This is a genomic window from Lentzea albidocapillata (assembly GCF_000719115.1).
In the GTDB taxonomy this organism is placed as follows: Bacteria; Actinomycetota; Actinomycetes; order Mycobacteriales; family Pseudonocardiaceae; genus Lentzea; species Lentzea albidocapillata.
The window spans coordinates 266,656-273,286 of sequence record NZ_JOEA01000005.1 but is presented as its reverse complement, the minus strand read 5'-3'; the positions used below and the strand labels follow the sequence as shown (position 1 = coordinate 273,286).

General features: G+C 68.9%; 7 protein-coding genes. 3 read left to right on the top strand and 4 right to left on the bottom strand.

What is annotated here, in order from left to right; genetic code table 11:
* Positions 1-141: 141 nt before the first annotated feature.
* Complete coding sequence (locus IG04_RS0108085; protein WP_245815859.1) at positions 142-1,638, top strand: S8 family peptidase; 1,497 nt, start codon at positions 142-144, stop codon at positions 1,636-1,638.
* A 49-nt stretch (positions 1,639-1,687) separates the two neighbouring features.
* Here the strand turns inward: IG04_RS0108085 and IG04_RS0108080 are convergent, their stop codons facing one another.
* The 4 genes from IG04_RS0108080 to IG04_RS0108065 form a co-directional block, all read right to left on the bottom strand.
* Complete coding sequence (locus IG04_RS0108080) at positions 1,688-2,671, bottom strand: LysR family transcriptional regulator (RefSeq protein ID WP_030475926.1); 984 nt, start codon at positions 2,669-2,671, stop codon at positions 1,688-1,690.
* Between the two features lie 25 nt (positions 2,672-2,696).
* Positions 2,697-3,188: a COG4315 family predicted lipoprotein gene (locus tag IG04_RS43810; RefSeq protein WP_051769222.1), complete on the bottom strand. Its 492-nt coding sequence runs from the start codon at positions 3,186-3,188 to the stop codon at positions 2,697-2,699.
* Between the two features lie 208 nt (positions 3,189-3,396).
* On the bottom strand, positions 3,397-4,014 hold the full coding sequence (locus IG04_RS0108070; protein ID WP_030475924.1) for a TetR/AcrR family transcriptional regulator: 618 nt from the start codon (positions 4,012-4,014) through the stop codon (positions 3,397-3,399).
* 127 nt (positions 4,015-4,141) lie between these two features.
* The gene (locus IG04_RS0108065) at positions 4,142-4,729 is read right to left on the bottom strand and encodes a D-alanyl-D-alanine carboxypeptidase family protein (RefSeq protein WP_173849954.1); all 588 of its coding nucleotides are present in this window, start codon (positions 4,727-4,729) and stop codon (positions 4,142-4,144) included.
* Positions 4,730-4,973: 244 nt separating this feature from the next.
* Here IG04_RS0108065 and IG04_RS0108060 point away from each other — a divergent pair, with 244 nt between their 5' ends.
* A complete protein-coding gene (locus IG04_RS0108060) occupies positions 4,974-5,384 on the top strand; it encodes an SSI family serine proteinase inhibitor (protein ID WP_051769219.1) in 411 nt (136 codons plus the stop codon).
* Between the two features lie 133 nt (positions 5,385-5,517).
* The gene (locus tag IG04_RS0108055) at positions 5,518-6,615 is read left to right on the top strand and encodes a calcium:cation antiporter (protein WP_030475921.1); all 1,098 of its coding nucleotides are present in this window, start codon (positions 5,518-5,520) and stop codon (positions 6,613-6,615) included.
* The last annotated feature ends 16 nt before the right edge of the window (positions 6,616-6,631 follow it).

The following is a 6,631-nucleotide window of genomic DNA, read 5'->3' as shown; positions in this document are numbered from 1 at the left end:
AGCCGCATTGCCATCAGCTCGGCTGGATGGACCTAGTGGGATGCCCCGAATGATCGATGCCGACCTAACGTCTCCCCCATCAAGCTCCCCCCTGCAAACGGAGATGACATGAGGGTCAGAAATTCTCGGAGATCCCGGGAAGTGGCGGTCGGTTTCGCCGCCGCGATGCTCGCGGCCGGGACGGTCACGGCGGGCAGCGCGCAGGCCGCGGAGGGCACCATCCTGTCCGCGAACGGGGCCCAGCAGGTCCCCGGCCGTTACATCGTGGTGCTGTCCGACGCGAAGTCGCCGCGATCGGAGTCCGCGGCGTCGGCCCGGTCGCTCACCGGCAAGTACGGCGGCGCGGTGCGCAGCACCTGGAGCACCGCGCTCAACGGCTTCTCCGTCGAGCTGAGCGAGGACAAGGCGCGCAAGCTGGCCGCGGACCCGCGGGTGGAGTATGTGGCGCCGGTGGTGGAGATGCGGCTGGCCGACACCCAGAACGGTGCCACCTGGGGCCTGGACCGGGCCGACCAGCGTGACCTGCCACTCAACGGCGCCTACACCTACGACACCGGCGCCTCGAACGTCACCAGCTACATCGCCGACACCGGCATCAACACCCGTCATCAGGACTTCGGCGGCCGTGCCACCGCGGGCTACGACGCGTTCAACGACGGCTACAACGGTCAGGACTGCCAGGGGCACGGGACGCACGTCGCGGGCACGGTCGGCGGCAGCACCTACGGCATCGCGAAGGCCACGCGACTGGTCGCGGTGCGAGTGCTGAACTGCCAGGGCAGTGGCACCAACGAGGGCATCATCGGCGGCATCAACTGGATCACCCAGAACGCGGTCAAGCCGGCCGTGGTGAACATGAGCCTGGGTGGTGGAGCGAACTCCCCGCTGGACAACGCGATCGTCAACTCCATCAACTCGGGCATCACCTACGTTGTCGCGGCCGGCAACGAGAACCAGAACGCCTGCAACGTGTCTCCCGCCAGGGTCGGCGCGGCCATCACCGTGGGCGCCACCGGCCGCAACGACGCGCGTGCCTCGTTCTCCAACTGGGGTAGCTGCCTGGACCTGTTCGCCCCCGGCGTGGACATCACCTCGGCGTCGCACTCCAGCACCACCGGCACCGCGACCATGTCCGGCACGTCGATGGCCTCCCCGCACACTGCCGGTGTCGCCGCGCTGTACCTGGCGGCCAACCCTGGTGCCGGCCCGGCGCAGGTGCGCGACGCCCTCGTGACCAACGCGACGCCGAACAAGGTGACCAGTGCGGGCACCGGCTCGCCGAACCGGCTGATGTACTCCCGCTTCGGTGGCACGAACCCGCCCGGCGGCGGCACCTGCTCCGAGTTCACCGGCACCGGCAGCCTCTCCAGCGGACAGTCCGCCTACCAGCCGAACGGGCAGTACTACCAGAGCACGGTGTCCGGCACCCACCGCGGCTGCCTGACCGGCCCTGCGGGCAGCGACTTCGACCTGTACCTGCAGAAGTGGAACGGCTCCGCCTGGGCGAGCGTCGCCCAGGGCACCACCGAGGCCGCGGACGAGACGGTGACATACAGCGGCACCGCCGGGCACTACCGCTGGCAGATCCATGCCTACAGCGGTGGCGGCAGCTACACCCTGAAGTTCGACAACCCGTAGACCGGTAGTTCCGGGGCGGCGCCGCGCGGGCACGATGCGCGGCGCCGTCTCATATCTGGACCCCGAAGTCCGGGAACCGTTCCAGGAACGCGGCGTATCTCGGCCTGCGCGTGATGATCTCGCCGTAGGCCAGACCCGCGCACTTGAGCACCTCCTCGGCGAACGGGGCCGTCGCACCGTCCCCGTGCCAGCCGATCATCGTGCGCCAGCTCAGCGGGTTGCCCGCGATCGCCGTGGCCACGATCCCCTGCATCGGCCGGAACATCGGCTGGCACAACACCACCGTGTCGCCCGCCTCGACCATGTCGATGTTGGTCGCCACATCGGTCTCGTACAGCACGCGCGGACTGAACCCCGCCCTCGCGCAGGCGGCGGCGAAGCATTCGCGGAAGCACCCGTCTCCCGGGGTCGCACCCCACTGCGCGTCCGCCAGCTCGGCGAGATCGACCTCGACCTCGACGTCGACCCGTTGCGCGACCGGGTGCCGCTCCGACAACAGGACGAACACCGGGTCCACGGCCAGGGTGCGCCACCGCATTCCAGGCCGCGTGGGTGGTGCGGCGTCGCCGCACACCCCGACCAGGGTGAAGTCGAGCTGGCCGTCGTCCACCATGCCGACGAGCTCCTCGGACGACCAGGACACGTGCGTGCTGACCCGCAGGTCGGGATAGGCGCTGCCCAGGTGGCGGATCAGCCCGCCCAGCACCGGACCGGATGCCGCACCGATGCGTACTCTGCCGGGCACATCACCGCGCACGGTCGCACTCTGGCTCAGCCGGGCCGCCTCGGCGCGCAGTCCCGACACCGCGGGCAGCAGCACCCTGGCCCTCTCGAGCACCAGCTCGCCCATGGCCGTGGGCCGCACGCCACGCCGGTCCCGGTCGAACAACGGGCCGCCCATGATGCGTTCGATCCGCTGCAACTGGCCCGTCAGCGCAGGCTGCGCCAGCCCCAGGGCGGCCGCGGCCTTCGTGATACTGCCCGCCTCGGCGATCGCCGCCACGATCCGGAAGTGGCGAAGCTCCAGCTCCATCCGACCACAGTAGACGGCCGGTGGCCTAGCGTGAGGCCTTGGACCCGTCGGGCGCGATGGCGAACCAGCGGTCGTCGACCCCGTGCCCGGTGGCGTCGCCGGCCTGTTCGTCATCGACGTACCGGTAGAGCGGCTTGCCGGCCAGGGTGACCTGCTCCAGGCCGTCGGGACGCTTGACGGTGCCGAGCAGCTTCCGGTCGAGAGCCGGCGCCTCGATCTGGCCGCCCGCGGCCAGTAGCGGCGGCCACACCAGCGTGCACTCTGGTTCGAGGCACGTCGGGGCGGTGCCGTCCCGGGTGGTGAAGTACAGGGTGTAGTGCTCGCGGTCGGCGACGACGGGGCCGACCGCGGGCGACTGTTCCACCTGCAGTTTCGCGATGTCCCCTGGTAGCACCTGAGTAGGCCCCGCGACGGGACCGGCAGCGGCCTCCAGTTCCGTCAACGTGGTGGTCTCCTCCGGAGGGGAGGAGCAGGCACCCAGGCACACGAGCAGCGCGAGAACGGCGAATCGGCTCACGCAGGGGAGTACGGACGGCGGCACCCGATCGGTTCAGCGCGCCACTGGGGTCTGTATCGAAGTCTGGTTCGATGAGAGTCGCGCTTGAGGTGGTTTCTGGTGGTGCGGGCGAACGGCCCGCATACCGGTGTTGTATGTGGGCCGTTCGCCCGTGCCGCCAGGGGCCGCCTCGGGCCCGGCTATCGCGGATCAGACTTCGATACAGGCCCTAGGGCCGGGTGATCGCGGCCAGCATCAGCTCGCGGATCTCGGCGGCGATCTCGTCGACCGCGAGCGGCGGCCGGTGCGCCTGCCACTCGCGCAGCAGGCCGGTGATCGCGCCCACGAGCGCTATCGCGGTGAGCCGGTACGACCGCTGCGGCGCCACGCCCGCGGCCGCCGCCCGCAGCGCCTCCGACTCGATGAAATCCGCCCACGTGTTCACCCAGCGCACGTGCTGCTGCTCGATCTCCGCGTTCACCCCGACTGCCTCGACGTAGTTGAGGTGCGGCGCACGGGGATCGGCCGTCACGCTGCGCACGAACACGTCCAGCAGCGTCGTGATCCGGGTGGCCACGTCGGCGGACTCCAGGCCGGCGAGCGTGTCGCGGACCTGGGCGAACGCCGTGGCGTTGATCAGGTCGTGCAGGTCGCGCAGCAGGTCCTCCTTGGCGGCGAACTCCTCGTAGAAGTTGCGCGTGGAGACACCGGCCTCGGTGCACAGCTCGGAGATCCTGGTGGCCGCGAAACCGTTGGTGGTGAACAACTGGAGACCTGCCTGCAGCAGCTTCGCCCGGCGCTCGGCCTTGCGCTGCTCGGGTGGGATACCGCCGTAGGCACGGGCCACCGTGTGTCGCCCCCACGTCTTCGTACTGGTTGTACGGGGGCGTGGGGGCGGCGCCGCGAGGTGCCCTGCTGAGCGTGGATTACCTCGCCGACGTTCCGGGTCACACCACTAGACCTTTGCGCGGGGTTCAACTGCCCGTCGCGCTGGGGATCAGGGCGGGGCAGCCTCCGGTGGAGTAGCTGGAGTCGTACTCGAAATGCCACTGCTCGTTTTCGTAACGGCGGCACCAGCCGAGGGCGCCGCCGTTTTTCTCGACCCATTTCGCTGATTCGATCGGCTGAATGTCGACCGCGAGCCCGATCACGTGCATCGAACGGTCCGGCGGATTCAGCACGTACTTCGACGCGAGTTCTTCGGTCCCGAACTTCTCGACGGCCTCGTCGAACTCCGCCTGCTGTTGCTGCCGGCTGCGCTTGCCGTCGTTCAGGCAGAGCTTAACGCCCTGTTCAGAGGCCTTCTGGCGCAGCTGGAGCCACGCGTGCAGCACCTCGGGGCGCAGACCCTCCGGCTCCTCGTCGAAGTAGCGCGCGTCGATCGAGCAGTTCGGCCCGTCCGGTGGTCCGGGCACCTCCTCGATTATCGCGAGCGGTTTTCCCGGATGGCGGTCGAACACGAGCGTCAATCTGCCCAGGTATCCCAGCGCGCCGCCGGTGGAAACCACGAGTGTGACGATCAGGAGCACGCCGAACACGACGCGTCTGGAGGTCTTGGACATGATTCGAATAATACGTCGATGCGCGACCGCGTCTGTCAGCAACCCGTAACAGTCCATCGGCAGCTGTGTCCCCGCGAACGTGGCGATCGACACATCCGTTCGGCCCAATCACACTTCTGGTGGAGTGGACAAATGTGATCGGTGAACAGTTTCTGGCCCCTTTCGCCGCAGCGATTCGAGATGGCAACATCTGCATCGGCCGAGAACCGGCCCGTTTTTGTGAGGTCTCAGGAGGACCGCTTTCATGTCCGGCCGCATCTTTGCGCTCGTCACTCTGTTCGTGTCGCTTTTCGCCTTCACCGGCACCGCTCAGGCCGCTCCCGCGGCGCAGTCGCCGTCCTCTTCCCGGGGCGGAACCGCGCTCGTGCTCTCCGTCCAGTACTCGGAGTTCGACGGCAACGCCTTCAAGGCGACCGTCCTGACCTGCGAACGAGGTGACCAGCACCCGCGCAGGGCCCTCGCCTGCGCGACGCTCGCCTCCGCCGGTGCCGACCTGCAGACGATGCAGGCCGACGGCAGGGCGTGCACGTTCCACTACGCACCCGTCGAGGTCGCGATGTTCGGTTTCTGGCGCGGTGAGCCCGTGAGCGAGGTGCACACCTACCCGAACTCGTGCGTCATGTTGGCGCACACCGGTGCCCTCTTCGATTTCTAGGAATCGATCACGGCACCTCAGATAAAATGTGGAGCGGGGCGCGGCAGGGGCGCTCCGCTCCACATTTTGTTGCACCCGGAATGGGTGCTGCGCCGAATGGCGGATGGTCCATCCGGTATGCGAGGGTTGGATCATGGCCGCCGCCCCACGCTTCCCGCTGCTCCACTGGACGACCATCACCCCCGTGCTCGGCATGGTCCTGCTCGCCCTGACCTGGGGGCGTGACCTCGGGGGCGTGCTCGTCGCGCTCGTCGCCCTGGTCCTCGCCGCGACCGTCCTCGCCGCCGTGCACCACGCCGAGGTCGTCGCGTTGCGGGTGGGGGAGCCGTACGGATCCCTGGTCCTCGCGGTCGCGGTGACGGTCATCGAGGTGGCGCTGATCGTCACACTCATGGTGTCCGGCGGGCCCGAGGCCTCCTCCTTGGCGCGCGACACGGTGTTCGCGGCGGTCATGATCACCACGAACGGCATCGTCGGCATCGCGTTGCTGCTCGGAGCGTTGAAGCACGGCACGACGTTGTTCAACGCGGAGGGCAGCGGCGGCGCGCTCGCCACGGTGATGATGCTCGCCACGCTCACGCTCGTGCTGCCGACGTTCACGACGACCACGCCGGGCCCCGAGTTCTCCGGCCCGCAGCTCGCGTTCGCCGCGTTCGCCTCCCTCGGTCTGTACGCGCTGTTCGTCTTCACCCAGACCGTCCGGCACCGCGACTTCTTCCTGCCGGTCGACGAGGACGGTGTGATCGAGGCCGATGAGCACGCCGAGGCGCCGTCCGGCAAGGCCGCGTTCGCCTCACTCGGGTTCCTGCTCCTCGCGCTGATCGCGGTGGTCGGCCTCGCGAAGATCGAGTCGCCCGCGATCGAGGCGGGCGTGCGCGCGGCGGGGTTCCCGCCGTCGTTCGTCGGTGTCGTCATCGCCCTGCTGGTGCTGCTGCCCGAGTCGATCGCCGCCGCGCGCGCCGCGTTGCGCGACAGGATCCAGACCAGCATCAACCTCGGCTACGGCTCGGCGATCGCGAGCATCGGCCTCACGATCCCGACCATCGCGCTCGCGACCATCTGGCTGGACGGGCCGCTGCTGCTCGGTCTCGGGTCGACGCAGATGATCCTGCTGCTGCTGACGGTGCTCGTCAGCGTCCTGACCATCGTGCCGGGAAGGGCGACGCGTCTGCAGGGTGGCGTGCACCTGTTGCTGCTGGCCGCGTTCCTGTTCCTGGCTGTGAACCCTTAGCCGGTCCTCAAAGCCG

Bases quoted from the DNA above. Each gene is read 5' to 3' on its own strand.
- IG04_RS0108065 (WP_173849954.1), bottom strand. From the start codon at position 4,729: ATGTCCAAGACCTCCAGACGCGTCGTGTTCGGCGTGCTCCTGATCGTC.
- IG04_RS0108055 (WP_030475921.1), top strand. From the start codon at position 5,518: ATGGCCGCCGCCCCACGCTTCCCGCTGCTCCACTGGACGACCATCACC.
- IG04_RS0108060 (WP_051769219.1), top strand. From the start codon at position 4,974: ATGTCCGGCCGCATCTTTGCGCTCGTCACTCTGTTCGTGTCGCTTTTC.
- IG04_RS0108080 (WP_030475926.1), bottom strand. From the start codon at position 2,671: ATGGAGCTGGAGCTTCGCCACTTCCGGATCGTGGCGGCGATCGCCGAG.